The organism is Enterobacter cloacae complex sp. HYC074_NIDB (assembly GCF_056673345.1).
This window is the reverse complement of the sequence record NZ_CP114214.1, coordinates 4,028,241-4,044,994: the sequence shown is the minus strand read 5'-3', so window position 1 is coordinate 4,044,994 and position 16,754 is coordinate 4,028,241. Positions and strand designations below refer to the sequence as shown.

Below are 16,754 nucleotides of genomic sequence, written 5' to 3'. Positions count from 1 at the left end.
TTCCTCTGCGCGACGTGAACCAATAGCCTCAGACGTTATGCCTTAGGAATACGCAGCGTCTGGCCGGGATAAATTTTATCCGGGCTGGAGAGCATCGGGCGGTTCGCCTCAAAGATCTTGTTGTACTGATTGGCATCGCCGTACACGGTTTTAGAGATGGCGCTCAGGGTATCGCCGGATTTCACCGTATAGTAGGTTGCTTCATCTTTGGCGTCTGTCGCGGTGATATTGTTCTCCACCTCGCTGACGCCCGCGATGTTGCCGACGGCGACCTGGATTTTTTCTTTCTGCTCCTGCGTTAGCCCGTCGCCCGTTACGCTGGCCTTGCCATCGGTGACGTTAACCTGAACTTTATCGGAACCGGGAATGTTGAGTTTCTTGAGGTGCTCGGTGATTTTGTCGCTCTGACCCTTATGATCGGTCAGGTTGTCCCAAAGCTTTTCGCCTGCTTCTTTCACGAAGTTAAAAAGACCCATTCCATCCTCCTGTTAAACATGAAGTCAGAATAAGCATAGCAGTTGAGCGGTAAGGTGATAAAAAAAGCCCGGTGGCGTTAACGCTTACCGGGCCTGCGGGGGAAAGTTGTAGGCCGGGTAAACGTAGTGCCACCCGGCAAATTTCACAGAACTTAAACCCCTTGCTCCAGAATACGGATGTGGGTTTCCAGAACGTCCCCTTTCACCGCGTCGCTCCACGCTTTCATATGCGCGGTCTGCAAATGGGCTTCAAGGTGCGCGACGGTTTCCCACTGCTCCACCATGATGATAGAGTCTGGCGCGGTCGCCTGGAAGCTTGCGCTGGTGGCGGCGTCTACCATCGGCGCGTAGCCGTGGCAGCCTTCTTCTTTCAGTACGGTCGGGATGATCTTCGCGAACTCATCCAGTACTGCCTGGCGGTGATGTTGGCCAGGACGCGTACGGATTTCAGCAATAACGGTAAGCATAATTAACTCCTTCTAATTCCAGGCTACCAGTTAAGCAAAAATTTCCGCGAGATGCTTGCGATATTCTGCGATATAGCGCGGGACGTCCGGCATTTTAATTACGTCGTTGACGATAAAGGTCGGCAGCGGCTCCATTCCCAGGAACTGATTCGCCTTGTGGAACGGCAGATACGCGCCGTCTACGCCCACGCCTTCGAAGAACTGATCGTTCTCGGTGAAGGCTTCCAGCGGCGCGTTCCAGGTCAGGGAGAGCATATATTTTTTGCCCTGAATCAGACCGCCGGAACCGTATTTTTTAGACGCATCTGAACGGGTACGACCGTCGCTGGCATACAGCGAACCGTGACCTTCGGTAAACACATCGTCCATGTATTTTTTCACGGTCCACGGTGCGCCCATCCACCAGCCCGGCATCTGCCAGATCACCACGTCGGCCCACAGGAAGTTCTGCACTTCGGCCTTCACGTCATAATCGCTGTCCGCGCGCACGACCTTAACATCATGTCCGGCGTCGCGCAGGAAACCATCCGCGACCTCGGTCAGGGTGTCATTGAGCTGGCCTTTAGAGTGCGCAAATTCTTTCGCGCCGTTGATAATCAGAATGTTGCTCATTATTTGTCCTCGATGATGAGAGTATGCCGGGTATTCTACGCGCGAGGACGGAGCGGAAAAATAAGCAAAATGTGCAAAGTCTTTTGCGCTCAGCGCAATAATCTTACCAGCTGACGGTCACCGCAAAGCCCCCTTCCGGCGCATTGCCCAGCGAGACGCGCATCCCGTGCAACGCCGCGATACGCTTGACGATAGACAACCCCAGACCGCTGCCGGTGGCGTCCTGGCCCGGTGGACGATAAAAGCGCTCGCCGAGACGCGTCAGCGCATCGGTTGAAATGCCCGGGCCGTTGTCGCGCACGGTAAAGCTTTGGGTGTTCAGCGTCACGTCCACCACGCTGCCGCGCGGGCTGTAACGAACGGCGTTGTCCAGCAGGTTTCGCGCCAGCAGACTCAGCAGTAGCGGCTGTCCGTGACGCATCACCTCGGGCGCATTAACGTTGAGCCGAACATCAATGCCCGCCTGCTGCGCCGGATGCCAGATATCCAGCACCGCGGATTGCAGCAAATCAGCCATCATCACGGGTTCGACGTCATCAAGATTATCCAGTGAATCCAGGCGCGACAGGGTGAGAAGCTGGTCCACCAGCCGGGAGGCGCGGTCGATGCCTGCATGCAATTGCCCCAGCGCTTTAGACTGCGCCCCGGGATCGTCAAGGGAAAGCTGCGCCACGTCGGTTTGCACCTTCAGCGCGGCCAGCGGGCTGCGTAACTCATGGGCGGCATCCGAGGTGAAGCGGCGCTCGCGGGCCATCATCTCCTGCGTACGGGCAAACAGATGGTTAAGCGCATCAAGCAAGGGACGAACCTCCGTCGGCACGCTGTGGGTGGGCAGCGTATCGGTCGCATCCGGGGAGCGCGAGCGCAGGGTCTGCGCCAGCTTTTTCAGCGGTTTCAGTTCCCGGCTCAGCAGAACAATCAGCAACAGCAGCATTATGGGCAGCGCCACCAGCCACGGCGTCAGCTGCGAGCTGACCACGTCCAGCGCCATATCCTGTCGGTACTCCCACTCCTGGCCAACCACCACGCGGTATTTCCCGTCCGGAGAAGTCAGCCACAGGAAACGCCATTCGTCATTGTCATCCTGCAACCGACCGTCATCAAACCCGTCCCGGCGGTAGAGGTAAGGTATGTCGCGCCCGTTTTCGCCGTCGTTAAGCACCATGCTGCCGTCGGCGGTGAAGATTGCGAAGGCCAGCGCATCGTCGTCAAGATGGCCGTGTTTGGCTTTTTTCGGCACCTCGCGCATGCGTTCCGGGGCGCGAAGTTCGTCCACGTCCATCGTCAGCAGCCGTTTGGCAAACAGCATCTGCTGGGTATCGAACAGCTTATCGAGCTTGTCGGTCGTCTGGTGCCAGGCCACCACGCTTGCGGCAAACCAGGCCGCCAGGGACAGCAGCAAAAAGAGGAGCGTCAGGCGCAGCTTCAGGCTCAGGCGTTGGGTCAGTTTCATGCGTCACCCAGGGTATAACCGATGCCGTGCACGGTGCGGATAAAGTCGCTGCCGAGCTTGCGGCGTAAATGATGGACATGGACTTCGACGGCGTTGCTGGAGACGTCATCGTCCCAGTTGTAGAGCTTCTCCTCGATGGCCTTGCGCGGCAGCACGCGGCCCGCGTTACGCATCAGCAGCTCCAGCAGGGCGAACTCTTTGGGTTTGAGCACCAGCGGTTCGTCCTCCAGCGTGGCGACAAGGCTTGCCGGATCGAGCGTGACCTTACCGTGACGCAGCTCGCTGCGCGCCTGACCGTGGCTGCGGCGTACCAGCGCTTCGAGGCGGGCCGCCACTTCAATCAGCGCGAACGGCTTACACAGGTAATCATCCGCCCCCAGGCGTAACCCTTCGACGCGCTGATTCAGCGCATCCCGCGCGGTCAGGATCAGCACCGGTTCGCTCTTTCCGCTTTCGCGCCAGGCGCGCAGGATCTCAAGCCCGTCGATTTCCGGCAGCGTCAGATCAAGCACCACGGCATCATACGGCGCGGTGTACAGGGCCGCCTGCCCGGTTTTCCCGTCGGTAAACCAGTCCACGTTAAAGCCCATTTTGCTTAAGCCCGCTTTGATGCCGTCGCCAATGAGCTTGTCGTCTTCTACAAGTAAAATGCGCATATTTCCTCCTTGATGCCGTCAGTAAACCTTCTGCAAGCGCCTGCTGTACAGTAAAAATAAATAAATTTTCCCCTTAAGAAGTTGTTAAGGTTTACCCTGTTTAATGGATTGTGAAACGACATTAAAGGGAGAGATAAAGATGAAAAAATTCGCTGCAATTGCTGCCATCATGATGATGACCACGGCCCCTGTCTTTGCTGCACAGGGTGGCTTCTCTGGCCCATCTGCGACACAGAATCAGACGCAAACCCAGCAGGGTGGCTTTGTCGATAACAACGCCAACCTCACCACCGCGGCTAAAGTGAAAGACCTGAAGGACGATGCCTGGGTGAAGCTGCGCGGGAACATTACCGAGCGCCTGTCCGATGACCGTTACACCTTCCGCGATGAAAGCGGCACGGTGGTGGTGGAGATCGACCACAAGCGCTGGAACGGCGTGACGGTGACGCCGCAGGATAAAGTCGAACTCCAGGGTAAAATCGATAAAGACTGGAACGAGTTTGAAATCGACGTGAAACAGGTTATCAAGCTGAACAAATAACCCGGAAAGGGCCGCATGAGCGGCCCTTTTTCTTTGTGACTCAACTCGCCAGATGAGGTAGTATCTGCGGCAATATTGCCTGAAACCCATCGGTTTCTGAGTTGAGGAATCACACGTAATGAGCGATATGGCAGAGCGCCTCGCGCTACATGAATTCACGGAAAACGCCTACCTGAACTACTCCATGTACGTCATCATGGACAGGGCGTTGCCGTTTATCGGGGATGGCCTGAAGCCCGTTCAGCGCCGCATCGTCTATGCGATGTCCGAACTGGGGCTGAATGCTACCGCCAAGTTCAAGAAATCCGCCCGTACCGTCGGCGACGTGCTGGGTAAATACCATCCGCACGGCGACAGCGCCTGCTATGAAGCGATGGTGCTGATGGCCCAGCCGTTCTCTTATCGCTATCCGCTGGTGGATGGCCAGGGGAACTGGGGGGCGCCGGACGATCCGAAATCCTTCGCGGCAATGCGTTATACCGAATCTCGCCTGTCTAAATATGCCGAAGTGCTGTTGGGCGAGCTGGGGCAGGGCACGGTCGACTGGGTGCCAAACTTCGACGGTACGATGCAGGAGCCGAAAATGCTGCCTGCGCGTCTGCCGAACATCCTGCTGAACGGCACGACCGGTATCGCCGTGGGCATGGCGACGGACATTCCGCCGCACAACCTGCGTGAAGTGGCAAAAGCGGCCATCACCCTGATTGAGCAGCCAAAAACCTCGCTGGACGATCTGCTGGATATCGTGCAGGGGCCGGACTATCCGACCGAAGCCGAGATCATCACCTCGCGTGCGGAAATCCGCAAAATCTACCAGAACGGTCGCGGCTCCGTGCGCATGCGCGCGGTGTGGAATAAAGAGGATGGTGCCGTGGTGATCACCGCGCTGCCGCACCAGGTATCGGGTGCCAAAGTGCTGGAACAGATCGCCACCCAGATGCGCAATAAAAAGCTGCCGATGGTGGACGACCTGCGCGACGAGTCGGACCACGAAAACCCGACCCGTCTGGTGATCGTGCCGCGCTCTAACCGCGTGGACATGGAGCAGGTGATGAACCACCTGTTCGCCACTACCGATCTGGAAAAAAGCTACCGCATCAACCTGAACATGATTGGTCTGGACGGTCGTCCGGCGGTGAAAAACCTGCTGGAGATCCTTACCGAATGGCTGGCCTTCCGCCGCGATACGGTGCGCCGTCGTCTGAACCATCGCCTGGAAAAAGTGCTTAAGCGCCTGCATATCCTCGAAGGTTTGCTGGTGGCGTTCCTCAACATTGACGAAGTGATCGAGATCATTCGTACCGAGGACGAACCTAAGCCTGCCCTGATGTCGCGCTTTGGCATCAGCGAAACCCAGGCCGAAGCGATCCTCGAACTGAAATTGCGCCATCTCGCCAGACTGGAAGAGATGAAGATCCGAGGCGAGCAGAACGAGCTGGAAAAAGAGCGCGATCAGCTTCAGGCGATTCTGGCGTCCGAGCGCAAGATGAACACTCTGCTGAAGAAAGAGTTGCAGGCCGATGCCGACGCCTTTGGCGACGACCGTCGTTCTCCGCTGCACGAGCGCGAAGAGGCGAAGGCGATGAACGAGCACGACATGCTGCCGTCCGAGCCGGTAACCATCGTGCTTTCCCAGAGCGGCTGGGTGCGTAGCGCCAAAGGCCACGATATCGACGCGCCGGGTCTGAGCTACAAATCCGGTGACAGCTTCAAGGCGGCGGTGAAGGGCAAGAGTAACCAGCCGGTGGCGTTTATCGACTCCACGGGCCGCAGCTACGCCATTGACCCGATCACGCTGCCGTCTGCGCGCGGCCAGGGCGAACCGCTAACCGGTAAGCTGACGCTGCCGCCGGGTGCCACGGTTGAGCATATGCTGATGGAAGCCGACGATCAAAAACTGCTGATGGCGTCTGATGCGGGCTACGGCTTTATCTGTACCTTCAACGATCTGGTGTCGCGTAACCGTGCCGGTAAAGCGCTGATTAGCCTGCCGGATAACGCACACGTCATGCCGCCGCTGATCATCGAGAACGAAAGCGACATGCTGCTGGCGATCACCGCTGCCGGACGTATGCTGATGTTCCCGGTCAGCGATTTGCCAGAGCTGTCGAAAGGCAAGGGCAACAAGATCATCAGTATCCCGTCAGCGGAAGCGGCAAAAGGCGAAGATAGCCTCGCGCATCTTTTCCTGCTGCCGCCGCAGAGCACGCTGACCATTCATGTCGGCAAGCGTAAAATCAAACTGCGTCCGGAAGAGTTGCAGAAGGTGGTGGGTGAGCGCGGACGTCGCGGCTCACTGATGCGCGGCCTCCAGCGAATCGACCGCGTGGAGATTGACTCGCCGGCGCGCAGCAAAGCGGACGACAGCGAAGAGTAACCTGTTTCATCCCCCTCTTTCCGGAGGGGGAATTACCATAAAATTTCCCGTAAAAACGTTGTTAATTCGTGCGTTGCGATTAACAATACGCGCTCGTAATAAAGTCCTTACCTGGCCACAGGTGAAGTATAATTGTCAGCTGTCAGGGCTTCAGAGGTCGCTATGCTATACATTATTCGTCTCATTCTTACCGTTATTTATTGCATTCTGGTCTGTATTTTCGGATCGATTTATTGCCTGTTCAGCCCGCGTAACCCAAAGCATGTCGCGACGTTTGGCCACATGTTTGGTCGTCTTGCGCCGCTGTTTGGCCTGAAGGTTGAAAAGCGTCTGCCTGAAGGGGCGGAGAATTTCGGTAACGCCATCTATATCGCTAACCATCAGAACAACTACGATATGGTGACGGCCTCAAATATTGTTCTTCCGCCGACCGTAACCGTGGGCAAAAAAAGCCTGCTGTGGATCCCCTTTTTCGGCCAGCTGTACTGGCTCACCGGTAACTTGCTGATTGACCGCAACAACCGCGCCAAAGCGCATGGCACTATTGCGGAAGTGGTGGATCAGTTTAAAAAGCGCCGGATTTCCATCTGGATGTTCCCGGAAGGGACGCGCAGCCGTGGTCGCGGCCTGCTGCCGTTCAAGACCGGCGCGTTTCATGCTGCAATTGCGGCTGGCGTTCCAATTATTCCCGTGTGTGTTTCCAATACATCGAATAAGATTAATCTTAACCGTCTGAATAACGGACTGGTCATTGTCGAAATGCTGCCGCCGGTAGATACCTCTAAATACGGTAAAGACCAGGTGCGCGAGCTGGCCACGCACTGCCGCGAGCTGATGGCTCAGCATATTGCGCAGCTCGATAAAGAAGTTGCAGAGCGAGAAGCCGCCGGTAAGATTTAACCCGGTGTCGTGTAAGGGAAAACGAATTCCCGCGTTGTTAGTCGTTTCAGATGGAGCTTATATGTCACTCAGTCGGCGTCAGTTTATTCAGGCTTCGGGTATCGCCCTTTGTGCGGGTGCGATACCGCGGACAGCCAGCGCCGCCGGGCAGCAACAGCCGCTGCCTATTCCGCCGTTGATTGAATCCCGTCGCGGGCAGCCGCTATTCCTCACGCTTCAGCGTAGCCACTGGTCCTTTACCCAGGGAACGCGCGCGCAGGTATGGGGCATTAACGGACGCTACCTCGGGCCGACCATTCGCGTGTGGAATGGCGATGACGTTAAGCTCATCTACAGTAACCGTACGACGGAAAATGTCGCGATGACCGTCAGTGGTTTGCAGGTGCCGGGGCCGCTGATTGGCGGCGCGGCACGCATGATGTCGCCGAATGCCGACTGGGCGCCCGTCCTCCCGATTCGTCAGAGCGCGGCGACATTGTGGTATCACGCCAATACCCCGAACCGCACCGCCCAGCAGGTCTACAACGGCCTGGCCGGAATGTGGCTGATTGAAGATGAGGTCAGTAAAACGCTGCCGATCCCGAATCACTACGGCGTCGATGATTTCCCGATCATTATTCAGGATAAGCGACTGGATAACTTTGGTACCCCGGAGTACAGCGAGCCTGGCAGCGGTGGCTTTGTGGGCGATACGCTGCTGGTTAACGGCGCGCAAAGCCCGTATGTCGAAGTGTCTCGTGGCTGGGTGCGCCTGCGTCTGCTGAATGCCTCTAACTCGCGCCGCTACCAGTTGCAGATGAGCGACGGCCGCGCGCTGCACGTGATTTCAGGCGATCAGGGGTTATTACCTGCGCCGGTGTCGGTGAAGCAGCTGGCGCTGGCGCCAGGCGAACGTCGTGAAATCCTCGTGGATATGACCAACGGGGATGAAGTGTCCGTGACCTGCGGCGAAGCGGCAAGCATTGTTGACCGTATTCGCGGCTTCTTTGAACCGTCGAGCGTGCTGGTCTCCACGCTGGTGCTGACGCTGCGCCCGACCGGCCTGTTGCCGCTGGTGACCGACAGCCTGCCGATGCGCCTGCTGCCGCAGGAAATTGTGACCGGCCCGGCAGTACGCAGTCGCGATATCAGCCTTGGCGACGATCCGGGCATCAACGGCGCGCTGTGGGACGTAAACCGTATTGATATCACCGCCCAGCAGGGAACCTGGGAGCGCTGGACCGTCCGCTCGGAGATGCCGCAGTCGTTCCATATTGAAGGGGTGTCATTCCTGATCCGCAACGTCAACGGGGCGATGCCGTTCCCGGAAGACAGGGGCTGGAAAGATACCGTCTGGGTGGATGGCCAGGTCGAACTGCTCGTCTACTACGGCCAGCCTTCCTGGCCGCACTTCCCGTTCCTGTTCCACAGCCAGACCCTGGAGATGATGGACAGGGGATCGGTAGGGCAGATGCTGGTGAATCCGGCACCGTAAAACACTTTCTCCCTCTCCCTGTGGGAGAGGGTTGGGGTGAGGGCAACAGCCCGCACAATACCCCTTCATTTCCCCCGGTAAACCAGCGTATAATCCCGCTCCTTTTGTCTATTTTTTCTTCGGAAGCATTATGAGCGCTATTTCCCTGATCCAGCCGGATCGCGACCTCTTCTCCTGGCCCCAGTACTGGGCAGCCTGCTTTGGACCGGCGCCTTTCCTGCCGATGTCCCGTGAAGAGATGGACCAGCTGGGCTGGGACAGCTGCGATATTATTCTGGTGACGGGCGATGCGTATGTCGATCACCCGAGCTTTGGCATGGCGATCTGCGGCCGTATGCTTGAAGCCCAGGGCTTCCGCGTGGGGATCATCTCCCAGCCTGACTGGAACAGCAAAGACGACTTTATGCGTCTGGGCAAGCCGAACCTGTTCTTCGGCGTGACTGCAGGCAACATGGACTCGATGATCAACCGCTATACCGCCGACCGTAAGCTGCGCCATGACGACGCTTATACGGCTGACAACGTGGCGGGTAAACGTCCCGACCGCGCAACCCTCGTCTACACCCAGCGATGCAAAGAAGCATGGAAAGACGTGCCGGTGATCCTGGGCGGCATCGAAGCGAGCCTGCGCCGTACCGCACACTATGACTACTGGTCCGACACCGTGCGCCGTTCGGTGCTGGTGGATTCGAAAGCCGACATGCTGATCTTCGGTAACGGTGAGCGTCCGCTGGTAGAGGTGGCACACCGTCTGGCGCAGGGCGAAGCGGTCAGCGAGATCCGCGACGTGCGCAACACCGCGATCATGGTGAAAGAGGCGCTGCCGGGCTGGAGCGGGGTGGATTCCCGCATTATCGATATGCCGGGCAAAATCGATCCTATCCCGCATCCGTACGGTGACGATCTGCCGTGCGCGGATAACAAACCGGTTGAGCCGAAGAAAGCGGAAGCAAAAGCCGTGGTGGTGCAGCCGCCGCGTCCGAAGCCGTGGGAAAAAACCTATGTGCTGCTGCCGTCCTACGAAAAAGTAAAAAGCGATAAAGTACTCTACGCCCACGCGTCGCGCATCTTACACCATGAAACCAACCCCGGCTGCGCGCGAGCGCTGATGCAAAAGCACGGCGAGCGCTATATCTGGGTTAACCCGCCGGCGATCCCGCTCTCTACCGAAGAGATGGACAGCGTGTTTGCTCTGCCGTACAAGCGTGTACCGCATCCGTCATATGGCAGCAGCCGCATTCCGGCGTACGAGATGATTCGTTTCTCGATCAACATCATGCGCGGCTGCTTCGGCGGGTGCTCCTTTACTCTTGTTTTTATGTATTTAGAGTTAAACTCTACTTTTCTATTTTTAGAATTCAAGCTATTCATCGTAATTGAGAGATATCCTTTTAATGTTCAGCAAGCCTGTTAAAAGCACTTTATCTGAACCGCGTTTTGCCTAAATCCTGCTCAATATATACTCTCCCTGAGTTCTGAAATCCTCAAATTCCCCAATCTTAAAGCATTGATACATAGATGATGTCAGATAATGCGCAATCATCTCACCGCCAATATGGATCCGTTCCGGGTGTGAGTATGTCGCCTGTATAGCCCTTTGTTCATTCATCATTACAGGAATTGTCTGCAACAAATCCCCATCCAGGATTTGGCACTCAGGTTTTACTCCTGTTCCGTATTGTAATTGCTCTGATTCGAAATCATGGACTGAGCGATAGGCGAACGAAACGATATTTCCTGTTTCCTCGCAAATTGCGAACTGATAAACACTGGTTGTCACCGTTGAAGAAGAGGGAATTGCATGGTCATGCTTGTATTGTTTCCACAGCCTCCTTAGACAGGCCGATGTATGATAATTGAGATTTTGTATACCTGATACGACCATTCTGGTTGATGCTTCAAGCAACCAGGTGTTAGAAAATCCACCTGCCCCCGTACCTGCTATGATGGTTCTTAGCTGGGGGATGTAACCTGCTTTGGAAACAAAAGATAACGGCTCCCCATTATCGGTGACGGCAAGGGTATCTGTTACAATCAGTGCTTGTGCTTCGTCTGTATAAAATATCAGTGATGACATATTTTCCTCATCCAGAAAAGACATTACATGAATCACAGAACAGGTCACTACAACCACGTGAAAGGGAGTCAGACCATTTTCCAGAGGTAAATATATTCTTGTGTTTGGACGCGTTGCGGTTCTCTGTAAAAAATATATAGCACAAACAAAAGTCCCCGCAGGGATAAATATAGTTATATGCGCTTTTTCTGCTGGCTTTTACAATTGAAAGTGACAGGTAAACGAAATGTGTTACAGGTTTCTTTTGCTTTTCGTTGGGTTCTGTATATGCGAATTTACCCTGTGTGTTATTTTTGCAATGGACTCAGGCTGTATTCAATCAATTAAGGTTTACTTCTGGCATTAAGATGTATCCGTTGCCTGTTTTTTAAGGGCACGGTTTGTGCCGGGAAATGAAAATCACATCTTAAGTTCTTCACTCAAAGGATTTGTGATGTTTATCACGTATGGTCCGGGTAACGTGTTGAGGTCAATGTATTGCATCGTGATGGTGTCGTTACATCTTTTACTTTCCTCCTGATTTGCATATTCACTCCCGGCAACCTGGTTGTTTGTTTTTTCTTCTTCCGGATTTATAGTGTAGGCATGAGGTGGCGTTTCAGGGCGACAGACTGTGAGGATAATCACTAACATTCATGCGCGTTATGGGCGTGTCAGCAAACTGGATGCAACAGAGCCGAAACTGAAATTTGAACCCGGATTTCTGTATGCTGAAATACCTTATATTAGCGGCATCCAGAATCGAAAACTGAGCCGATATGTACACTTTTATCTTATGGATAAAGCTATCCTGCAGGCCAGGGATTTAAAGCCTTTAGCCCGGGCATTTTTACGCTGGATAAGGTGGCTGGAGGATAACGGACTTGACCCTTTCACCCCGGGAACGTTGAAATACCAAAGCCCTACATATGGCTTCAGGGAGTATCTTCTGGGGGCCGTAAGGCAGGGGCGCATCGCCTCATCCACCGCGGCGGTGTACATCAGCGTTATCCGACGGTTTTACGTATTTCTGGGCAAGTGTGGTGAGCTGGCTGCCAGCTCATTTTTTACGTTGGTCGAAAAAGTCGTTGACGGGCGACGCAAGGTGATAAGTTCGGATCTTGCCATCAGGATAACCAGCACAACAAAAAGGACAATCAACCCACTGAATGATGCAGAGGTTCATATCCTGGATGAGGCACTGAAATCTGAGTCCGGGTTGTTCAGTTTAATGATTGTGCTGATGAAAAATTGTGGGTTACGGCTGGATGAAATGCTGACCCTGCCGTCGTCACTCTTTACTGAAGAGTACCTTGCCAGTGTCCCTGTATCTGAGTTGACCATCAGGGGGCTTCATATTGGTCCGAGATGCGGAGTTCATACGAAGTTTGGGATGACGCGAGAACTCTTCATCACCAGACGATTGTACGAGCAGGTTCTGGATTATCTGGCGGATGAGGAGTATGAAAAGAAGATCCAAAAATGGCGTGCACGACAGGGTGGGGAAGGGCGGCACGAGCCTTTATTTTTAATGGCAAACGGGAAACGGATGTCTGAAAAAGCCTTTTACTCCCGCTGGTACAGTTTTCGCCATCGCCTGGCCCGGTCTGCTCCGGGAAATGTGTTCAGACATAAACCCCATGATTTGCGGGCAACGTTTGCGACCCATTTTTTACGCTCGGCACTGAGTTGCTATCCCGATCAGGCCGCAAATGCGCTGGGTACAGTAAAATACTGGATGGGCCATAAAAGCGAAAATACGACGATGAAATACATCGTCTTTCTTCAGCAAAACCAGATTTCTGATGCAGTCGCCGGGGTCATGGACGCATTGATTGACGGTGCTGCAGGTCGCGATGGAGCCATATATGAGCCGGAGTGAAACGCAGATAACGTGGATGGCCGAAAATGTGCTGTCATGGGAGACGGTCAGCGGACACATCACTCAGCGGGATCTGAACCGATATTATTTACTTGACGTTTATCTTCAGGCTCATTTTTCAGATTATGTGTTGCTCCCCGGATGGTTTAGTGAACATTCGCATCTTGCCCGCCCTGAAAAACGCGATTTTATTGCCTCTCTGAAACGATTTCTTCTGTCTTACCGTCCCGCCGGAAGGTTAACCATTTTCCGTTATCTCAATATGTTTTTTATATGGCAGTCAGTCAATCAGTATGACTATGGCACGGCTGAAGGCGTTGAAATGTATATTAAACATCTCATGAACGATATTCGTCGGCGAAAAATTTCAGTCAGGATGGCAAGACACTACTTGTCCGTGGTCAACCGGTTTTTGCTTACGGGCGGGCAGATTCAGAGGCGGTATGAATATGAATTCTTACCGAAAGGAACGTATCAGCAGCAGGGAAGGGATAGCTATACCAGGAATGAACTTTCCGAGATCCTGAGGCAGTTGTCATCCATGAATGAGTTCCTTGCGGGATGTATCCGGGAGCATATCGCTAAATCGGAAAAAGGGGTGCGGCATTTCTCACCGTCTTTGCTGGCACCTGTTTATGAAGCGTATTTCCGGTATCCGGGAGAGAACGGGGTCAGCAGGGCAGAGATCATCATCAGGGACGTTCTGGAAAATTACTTTCTTACTTCTTTTTTTCTGTTCTGTTACCACACATGGGGAAACACCTCTCAGGTTCTGGGTCTGACGCGGGATGATATACATCTGGATGAAAAGGGTATCAGCACTGATTATGTTTATAAGGGGAGAGCGAATAAGTATATACGTCTGACGATAGGTAAATCGGAGTATGTGACCAAACGTGCGGGCTATTACTGGTTTCTGTCTTTTATCAGGCTCAGGGACGACATCGTTAACTATCTGGTTTCCGCAGATAACTTCCCTCCGGTACAGGCGCTGTTTCTGAGTGAGCCGCAGGTGAAATTCCGTAAGCTTTATTCTCTTAATCCCAGTCATCTGACTAAATTTTCTAACTCTGAGGGGGCGTGGGCCACGATGCGGCAGCTTAATCCCTCGCTTCCATCAATTACCGTTTCTGGCTTGCGCAAAACGTCTGAGCAGTATACGGACAGAACATTAAAGAATGGTCTGATTACGGCGGAAAAAGCACAGCATAACTGGGGCACTTACAGGCGGAATTATGCTGCAGGTAACCCACAGGGGGCGAAGGAAAACTTCAGTGCTGCACTTGATACGCTTATGAATCAGGGGATTGCGACACGTGCGTTATCCGAGCGGGTAAAAGTTGCTGATGAGCTGGGGATCGATCTGCGTGGAAGCGATGAGGGTGTGGATCTTTTATTGAATGGCCTGGGATGTCGATCGCAGGAGCCGCCTACAGATATTGAATTGCGCTTTATAAAAAAGCAAAAACGATTTGGCCGGACACCAAAGGCTTGTGCGGATTTTTCTCATTGTGTCGAATGTTCAAAAAGTTGCGTTGTGGAAACGCTGGAGTCTGTATGGCTCCTGCTGTCATTCAGGCATGCTATCGAGTATGGAAAACCGTTGTACATCGGTTCGGTCAATGCTGTGGAGCGTTATGAAACGTTACTCCTGAAGATTGATTTACGGCTTGGGCTGGTAGATGAGGCGACCCTGAAAAAAGCGCGCGTTAAACTTCAGCGAGAAGGTGTGGCTCCGGTATGGCAGATTTGAAGAAAAAAGAGGTAAGCCGTAGTCGAATGGCGGAGTTTCCTGCCGGAACGCCGCTTCGTTCAGGGGATGAGTTTCCGACTGAGGATATCATCTGTGAGGCACTAGAAAACAAAAGCTTTGAACGTCTGAATAACTGCCTGGTTATCGCCAGCTCAGATGAACATGATATGCGTTTTATCAATGAGGAGACGCTGAATATTTATTTCAGGGATGATGTCTGGACCAATCGCTATGTCAGAACCCATATTGGTGAAACGTTAAGAACCGTTAATTTTTCAGGCATACGGGATCCTGAACTGCGTCTTGAAGCCAAAATCATCTCAGCCAGCCTGCTCTGGATTGTCGGCAGGACCGCGAAGACGCAGTCCCTGATCCGGAAATGTGCAAACATTGTGGCGGGAGCCCGTATTATTGAGTCTATGGGGTATCGCAGTCTGTTTCAGCTTCGTTTTCCGCTTGTCCGGAATGCTTTCATTGTAAAGATGAAGGAGGAGGATGAGCACGGCAGGAAGCGTTCTGAAAGAACATTACGTAATTACTTTATGGACCTGGCGGATATCTCGCTGACAGGTCATACCCGTCTTCGAAAATACGGTTACTTTCCTGATATTAGCTTCGACAGTTACAACAGTGTGGATGATTCAAACCAGACATATTGTATGCCTTTCAGTCTTATGATGTCTGTCTGGGAAGGGCTGATTACTGAACTGGATGCTGAAATCAGTGATTTCGATTTTGACGGGTTTTCCCGGCTGTGCGCTATCATAAACGGTTTTTATGATTCGCCTTACTATACGTCGATGCTGGAAGCCCGTAAAAGAGGGACAGCAAAAAGCATACCGGATTACCGGGCCGCGTATTACTACAATATTGTTGCCGGGGAAATTCGGGCGCTTTTCGCGACACTTGGCCCCGGGATGCAGGGCTGGTTCTCGGTACATAAAAATAAGCGCTGGAGATCTGATTTTATTGGCGTTGATCACATAAAGCTGAACACCTGGCATTTTGAGCTGACGTTAAAAGTCATGAATGTGATACAGGCCATGTCGGGGATGAGACACAGCGAAGTGCTTGGCGTGATGCACGGTTCACTGATTTATGATGGTGATATCCTGGGACTTCGTTCGGTGTTGCATAAGTTCGCCCCGGAAGGTGGAAGTCACGAAGACTGGGTTGTTTGTCGCTATGTGGAAAAGCCTTTTCAGCATTTACGCAGAATTAATCAAATCATGACAGGCCTGGACGGGAAGACGCTGGACAATGTTCCATTGTCTTTAAATATCAGGTCGTGGTTCTCGGAGCAAAAACTCTCTTTTATGGGGACGCAGCGCCAGACTGAGTGGGCAAAGAAATTTGTGAAAAGACACCATCTGTTCATCCGACGTGACCATATTGATGAGTTCAGGCTTTTAAATCCAAACATACGTGATGATGAACGCGTTGCGATGGAGATTCGGGAGGGGGCTTTCTGGCCATTGCGAACCCATCAGTTTCGCCGTTCACTTGCTGTACACCTCAGGCGTCTTGATCTGATTTCTACTAATGATCTTATCCGGCAGTTTAAGCACTTAATCAGAGGCATGACGGAGTGGTATATGTCCGGTGCACTCAACGCTTCGCATTTTAGCCGGGCGATCCCTCAGGCATTCGCTGCCGAGATTGAGAGGGTTGATACCGAACTCTCAGCTTCCAGGGCTGTTTCTTATCAGCATGAAGGCCTGCTTTATGGCGAAGGCGGGAAGTTACTGATGTCCCAGAGAGGTGGGCACTTACATCAGATGACGTTTCCTACACTGAAAAAAGCGATGAGCATGGCTAAACGAGGCGGGCAAAAACTGGTATCTCTTGGAAACGGTTTTTATTGCATGAATGGCCATGACTGCGAGTTTAAGGCGGTTGTTCAGTCAGCGTCCTGCAATCCGGGATGTGAGAACATGCTGGCCGGAGCTGATTCTGTTCCCGTGTGGAAACGCAGGATGGCTCATTATGACAACCTTCTGGAGATTGCCGTGCGAAATAATGCTCCTCAGGCTGACAGGGATTTTCTGATGCTTGAGAGAGATTTTTATGCAGATGCTGTCCGTTTTTTTGAAAAGGATGAATAGAG

13 protein-coding genes and 1 pseudogene are annotated in these 16,754 nt (G+C 53.3%); 8 read left to right on the top strand and 6 right to left on the bottom strand.

Going from position 1 to position 16,754, the window contains the following annotated elements; all coding sequences use genetic code 11:
• Positions 1–35: 35 nt before the first annotated feature.
• The 5 genes from lysM to qseB form a co-directional block, all read right to left on the bottom strand.
• The gene (gene lysM / locus O1724_RS19665; protein ID WP_003862507.1) at positions 36–476 is read right to left on the bottom strand and encodes a peptidoglycan-binding protein LysM; all 441 of its coding nucleotides are present in this window, start codon (positions 474–476) and stop codon (positions 36–38) included.
• Positions 477–628: 152 nt separating this feature from the next.
• Positions 629–943: a putative quinol monooxygenase gene (locus tag O1724_RS19660; protein WP_003862506.1), complete on the bottom strand. Its 315-nt coding sequence runs from the start codon at positions 941–943 to the stop codon at positions 629–631.
• 30 nt (positions 944–973) lie between these two features.
• Positions 974–1,555 carry an NAD(P)H-dependent oxidoreductase gene (locus O1724_RS19655; protein WP_003862505.1) on the bottom strand — a complete coding sequence of 194 codons (582 nt, stop codon included), beginning with the start codon at positions 1,553–1,555 and terminating at the stop codon, positions 974–976.
• 103 nt (positions 1,556–1,658) lie between these two features.
• Entirely contained in the window at positions 1,659–3,008 is a 1,350-nt protein-coding gene (gene qseC, locus O1724_RS19650; protein WP_045895119.1) for a quorum sensing histidine kinase QseC, read from the bottom strand.
• The gene (qseB, locus tag O1724_RS19645) at positions 3,005–3,664 is read right to left on the bottom strand and encodes a quorum sensing response regulator transcription factor QseB (protein WP_059294373.1); all 660 of its coding nucleotides are present in this window, start codon (positions 3,662–3,664) and stop codon (positions 3,005–3,007) included. The genes qseC and qseB overlap by 4 nt, the downstream gene beginning before the upstream one ends.
• A 139-nt stretch (positions 3,665–3,803) precedes the next feature.
• On the opposite strand from qseB, the gene O1724_RS19640 reads away from it, so the two are divergent.
• The 5 genes and pseudogenes from O1724_RS19640 to O1724_RS19620 form a co-directional block, all read left to right on the top strand.
• Positions 3,804–4,205 carry a YgiW/YdeI family stress tolerance OB fold protein gene (locus O1724_RS19640; protein ID WP_003862501.1) on the top strand — a complete coding sequence of 134 codons (402 nt, stop codon included), beginning with the start codon at positions 3,804–3,806 and terminating at the stop codon, positions 4,203–4,205.
• A gap of 118 nt (positions 4,206–4,323) precedes the next feature.
• On the top strand, positions 4,324–6,582 hold the full coding sequence (gene parC / locus O1724_RS19635) for a DNA topoisomerase IV subunit A (protein ID WP_047654211.1): 2,259 nt from the start codon (positions 4,324–4,326) through the stop codon (positions 6,580–6,582).
• A gap of 162 nt (positions 6,583–6,744) precedes the next feature.
• On the top strand, positions 6,745–7,482 hold the full coding sequence (gene plsC, locus O1724_RS19630; protein ID WP_047654209.1) for a 1-acylglycerol-3-phosphate O-acyltransferase: 738 nt from the start codon (positions 6,745–6,747) through the stop codon (positions 7,480–7,482).
• A gap of 61 nt (positions 7,483–7,543) precedes the next feature.
• The gene (gene ftsP / locus O1724_RS19625) at positions 7,544–8,956 is read left to right on the top strand and encodes a cell division protein FtsP (protein ID WP_003862496.1); all 1,413 of its coding nucleotides are present in this window, start codon (positions 7,544–7,546) and stop codon (positions 8,954–8,956) included.
• Between the two features lie 130 nt (positions 8,957–9,086).
• Positions 9,087–10,262, top strand: a pseudogene (locus O1724_RS19620) (YgiQ family radical SAM protein); the annotation flags it as partial.
• Positions 10,263–10,397: 135 nt separating this feature from the next.
• Here the strand turns inward: O1724_RS19620 and O1724_RS19615 are convergent.
• The gene (locus O1724_RS19615) at positions 10,398–11,057 is read right to left on the bottom strand and encodes a hypothetical protein (RefSeq protein WP_223861955.1); all 660 of its coding nucleotides are present in this window, start codon (positions 11,055–11,057) and stop codon (positions 10,398–10,400) included.
• A 589-nt stretch (positions 11,058–11,646) separates the two neighbouring features.
• Between O1724_RS19615 and O1724_RS19610 the strand changes: the two genes are divergently transcribed.
• The 3 genes from O1724_RS19610 to O1724_RS19600 are packed head-to-tail and all read left to right on the top strand — an operon-like array spanning position 11,647 to position 16,752.
• Complete coding sequence (locus O1724_RS19610; RefSeq protein WP_007897923.1) at positions 11,647–12,894, top strand: tyrosine-type recombinase/integrase; 1,248 nt, start codon at positions 11,647–11,649, stop codon at positions 12,892–12,894.
• A complete protein-coding gene (locus tag O1724_RS19605; protein WP_007897920.1) occupies positions 12,881–14,647 on the top strand; it encodes a hypothetical protein in 1,767 nt (588 codons plus the stop codon). The genes O1724_RS19610 and O1724_RS19605 overlap by 14 nt, the downstream gene beginning before the upstream one ends.
• Positions 14,635–16,752: a hypothetical protein gene (locus tag O1724_RS19600; protein WP_017384059.1), complete on the top strand. Its 2,118-nt coding sequence runs from the start codon at positions 14,635–14,637 to the stop codon at positions 16,750–16,752. The genes O1724_RS19605 and O1724_RS19600 overlap by 13 nt, the downstream gene beginning before the upstream one ends.
• Positions 16,753–16,754 lie beyond the last annotated feature (2 nt).

What these genes read in the sequence shown, in the direction of transcription:
- lysM (WP_003862507.1), bottom strand. Translation starts at nt 476, where the DNA reads ATGGGTCTTTTTAACTTCGTGAAAGAAGCAGGCGAAAAGCTTTGGGAC.
- O1724_RS19660 (WP_003862506.1), bottom strand. Translation starts at nt 943, where the DNA reads ATGCTTACCGTTATTGCTGAAATCCGTACGCGTCCTGGCCAACATCAC.
- O1724_RS19655 (WP_003862505.1), bottom strand. Translation starts at nt 1,555, where the DNA reads ATGAGCAACATTCTGATTATCAACGGCGCGAAAGAATTTGCGCACTCT.
- qseC (WP_045895119.1), bottom strand. Translation starts at nt 3,008, where the DNA reads ATGAAACTGACCCAACGCCTGAGCCTGAAGCTGCGCCTGACGCTCCTC.
- qseB (WP_059294373.1), bottom strand. Translation starts at nt 3,664, where the DNA reads ATGCGCATTTTACTTGTAGAAGACGACAAGCTCATTGGCGACGGCATC.
- O1724_RS19640 (WP_003862501.1), top strand. Translation starts at nt 3,804, where the DNA reads ATGAAAAAATTCGCTGCAATTGCTGCCATCATGATGATGACCACGGCC.
- parC (WP_047654211.1), top strand. Translation starts at nt 4,324, where the DNA reads ATGAGCGATATGGCAGAGCGCCTCGCGCTACATGAATTCACGGAAAAC.
- plsC (WP_047654209.1), top strand. Translation starts at nt 6,745, where the DNA reads ATGCTATACATTATTCGTCTCATTCTTACCGTTATTTATTGCATTCTG.
- ftsP (WP_003862496.1), top strand. Translation starts at nt 7,544, where the DNA reads ATGTCACTCAGTCGGCGTCAGTTTATTCAGGCTTCGGGTATCGCCCTT.
- O1724_RS19615 (WP_223861955.1), bottom strand. Translation starts at nt 11,057, where the DNA reads ATGTCTTTTCTGGATGAGGAAAATATGTCATCACTGATATTTTATACA.
- O1724_RS19605 (WP_007897920.1), top strand. Translation starts at nt 12,881, where the DNA reads ATGAGCCGGAGTGAAACGCAGATAACGTGGATGGCCGAAAATGTGCTG.
- O1724_RS19600 (WP_017384059.1), top strand. Translation starts at nt 14,635, where the DNA reads ATGGCAGATTTGAAGAAAAAAGAGGTAAGCCGTAGTCGAATGGCGGAG.